The sequence below is a fragment of the Longimonas sp. genome (assembly GCF_046498435.1).
Lineage (GTDB): Bacteria > Bacteroidota > Rhodothermia > Rhodothermales > Salinibacteraceae > Longimonas.
The window spans coordinates 1-3,222 of record NZ_JAWOAR010000148.1; the positions used below are offsets into that span (position 1 = coordinate 1).

At 62.4% G+C, this 3,222-nt stretch carries 1 protein-coding gene; it reads right to left on the reverse strand.

The genetic code is table 11. From position 1 onward, the window contains the following. Positions 1-3,222, reverse strand: a 3,222-nt coding sequence (locus R6U20_RS05485; protein ID WP_410336858.1) for a helicase-related protein, incomplete at both ends; no start/stop codon positions are given.

Genomic DNA, 3,222 nt, shown 5'->3' on the forward strand with positions numbered 1-3,222 from the left:
CCTGAAGCGTGTCCTCGCCAGAAAGGTCGATCTGGTCGACTTGAACGCTGCGACCGCCTGCGTAGAATGTCGCACCCGGCGCAAGTTCTTTCAGCGCCTGTGAGGCCGGACGGCGGTATTCTTTCGCCCAGATCTCCTCTCCGCGAAGGAGCACCGAACGCAAAGTGACGCCCTCTTCAGGGAAAGCGTAGTTGGGAAGGAGCCCCGATTCGGTGAGAAAGTTGTAGGTGCGCATGCTGCGAATCTGGGCATCGATACGCTGCAGCGCCGTCTTCTCCTGCCGTAGTTTATTGATCTCCTCCTCCGCCTGATTCGAAGCAGGTCCCTCTTCATGCTTCCGGATGCGGCTGCGAATGCGTTGTACGTCTCGCTTGATGGCCTTGCGGCGTTTTACAACTGATTCGAAGCGGCCCATCACCTGGTAGCGAAACCCGCCTTCTTTAGCGATAACGGAACGCAACTCCGAGGTATCGTCCTCATCCAGCGTATCTGAAAACAGCGCAATGAAGTCGGCAAACAGCTCATCCTCGTTCATCTCAACAAACGAGAGCCACGTATCGGGAAAGGCGCCCTCCACTTTTAGCGTGGGCAGCGCCCGCCCCAGCGTGCCAGGCACGGCCTGCGGGCCCACCTCGCCGGAGGCAATCCACCGGTCGAAGCAAAACGCGACAAACTGCCGGAAAAGCACGTAGGTGGCGTTGAGATAGATGCCCGGCGGCTCAATGGTGCCGGCGATCATCTCGGTCGGGTCCTCGAAGAAGTAGAGGTCGTGCGGCTGGCCGTTGGCGACGGTCACGTCCAGGGCATTGCCCGTGCGGCGCCCGCCGCGCCCGATGCGCTGCACAAAGTTCGACGGGCTGGGCGGCACCGAGCACAGCATGACCGTGGAGAGTTTGCCGATGTCCACGCCCATCTCAAGGGTCGGCGTACACGAGATCAGGTTCGGGTCCCACGGATGCTCGTTATGGTCGAATGCTTTTTCGAGGGTCTCCCGCTCCTCCCGCTCCAACAGTCCTGTATGCTCACGTGCAATGATGCGCCGCCGTGCGCTCTGGGTATACAGTTGGCGGTAGTAGTTGGGCGCATGCGCTTCAGAGGCATACCGGCCCGTGCACTGGTAGCGCAGGCAGCGCGTCCCTTGCCAGTCGTCTACCACGTCATGACCCACCGACGCGTTGTGGTCGCAGGTGTCGCAGCGTAGCTGACGGACCGCGGTGGTGACGCGGAGCGCATCGGGCCGCACGCCCCAGACGCGGACGCCTCTACTCGTCTCGCGTCGCTCCAGTAGATTATTCGTCACCAGTATGCTCAGCACGCGGTCGTACAGCTGGTCCATCACGCTGGAGAGCATCGGGTCATGCGCTCCAAAGCACTTGGTGGCCCAGGCCTGGAGCCAGCTATCGGCGTTGCCAGCCGGTGTCAGCACCGGGTCGAAGCGCTGGGTGCTCCGGCTCGCCACAAAGGCCGGCAGTCGCGAGCGGTAGCCATAGTTGGGCAGATGGTGCTGCCGGTTTAGCATATAGCTGTTTCCGCCCTGCTCAATGTAGCGATCCAGTTCGGGATGGTAGATCGCCCCCTGGTTCTTCATGTGGGCGATGAGCCCCCGCACAAAGCGAGCTACGTCGGTGGGAGCGACCTCACGCAGATCGCCGACGTTGTTCTGCAGCTCGGGCACCAGCGCATCAACAGCAGATTGCAGGCGACCCGTGTCAACCTGTAGAGTGGAGGCGCCGGTTTTCTCCAGCGTGCGCCCAATGCGGGCCCGAAAGCCGTACTCGCTCCACGTTTCCCAGCTAAGGCGTTTCCGCACGCGGGTTACGATGTCGGATTCGTCGGGCAGCGTGCCCTGCTCCAGCATCTGGTCGTAGTCGCGGAGCCAGCGCATGTCGGGGGCAATGAAGTTGGATACGAAGGCTTCTTTGCTGTACGTCTGTGTGTAGTGATCGGTGATCTGGCGCATGGCCTCATCCAGCGTGACCGGCTCAGATGCCTGGTCAACGTATTGCTGAATGGCGCTACGGATATTGAACCGGTACGTGCGCGACTCGAAGAAGCCCGCCCGGTGTGCTGCATCCTGTACCGAGTCGGAGAAGGTGAGTAGTTTCTTGTCGGTGTTGTATTCCGAGGCAAAGAGCTGCGAGATCATCACGCTGCTCAGGCTTGCTGCCCGCGATCCCATGATAGTTAGCGTGCTGGAAGCGCCGCAGTGCGGACAGTCCCGGACGCTCACCTGCGTATCGTCTTGTGTGGTGCGCTGCACGTGCGGCATGAACACGCGCAACAGCCCATCCTCCTGGTCGCAGGCCGTGCAGGCGTCGGCGTCGGCATCATTGAGGTGCAGGTCGTGCGTGCAGAGCTGGTGGTAGCGGCCCTCGGCATCGACGCGCTCGTCGGCACCAACGGGAAACGCAAACACGCACGACGGGTCGCTTGCAAAGAACTTCTGGTAGATGTTCTTCAGTCCCGTTCGAATGGTGGTTTCGTTGGGGCGCTGTATGCCTACCCATCCCATCGCGCCACACTCCAGACAGTGGGCGACCGGAAGGTGCCCGTCGTGCTCCGACTCGGGCAGGTCATCGTGGAACGCGAGCACGGGCGGATTATCCACCGAGGCGACCATGCGCCGCATCTCGCGAAGCCAGAGCTGTGTGCGAAGTTGTACAAACGGGCGGGCCTCGCCCCCGCTGTTGGATGCGGTGCGTGCCCACGAGAGCACGGACAGGAAGCTGCGGAGCATTGCGGTCTGCTGGCGGCGCGAGATGCCCTTAAGCTGTGGAAGACGCGCTTCGAGGCGGGCCGCGAGATCGCTGATTTCGGCGGGTCGATCGTCCAGCAGGTCGACAACGCTGTGGGTCATCAGATGCCGGCGTAGGGCCTCGCCCAGCGCAATGCGGCCCGCATCGGTCGTCAAGTCCCAGTCGCTACCGGTGCCCTCCGGAAACCAGTGCGGAATCTGAGCGGCGACATAGTCGGCGGGATGGGCCTGGGCTTCAGGCTGCAGGGCATCGTGTTGCTCCAAGTCCGGAAAGATCGTGTATCGCACCGGCTGCAAGAAGGCTTCTGCGGTCTGCCGGGTCTCCCCGATAACGGCTCCTTCCTCGAACGGGGTGTCGAACACGTCTTCGGCGTACTGGCGGAGCCGCGTGCTGTCTTCACTGCCGCCGAGCGTGGCGGAGGTGCCGACGCAGCAGAGCCCGCCTTCGGAGACGCCCAGTCGATCTT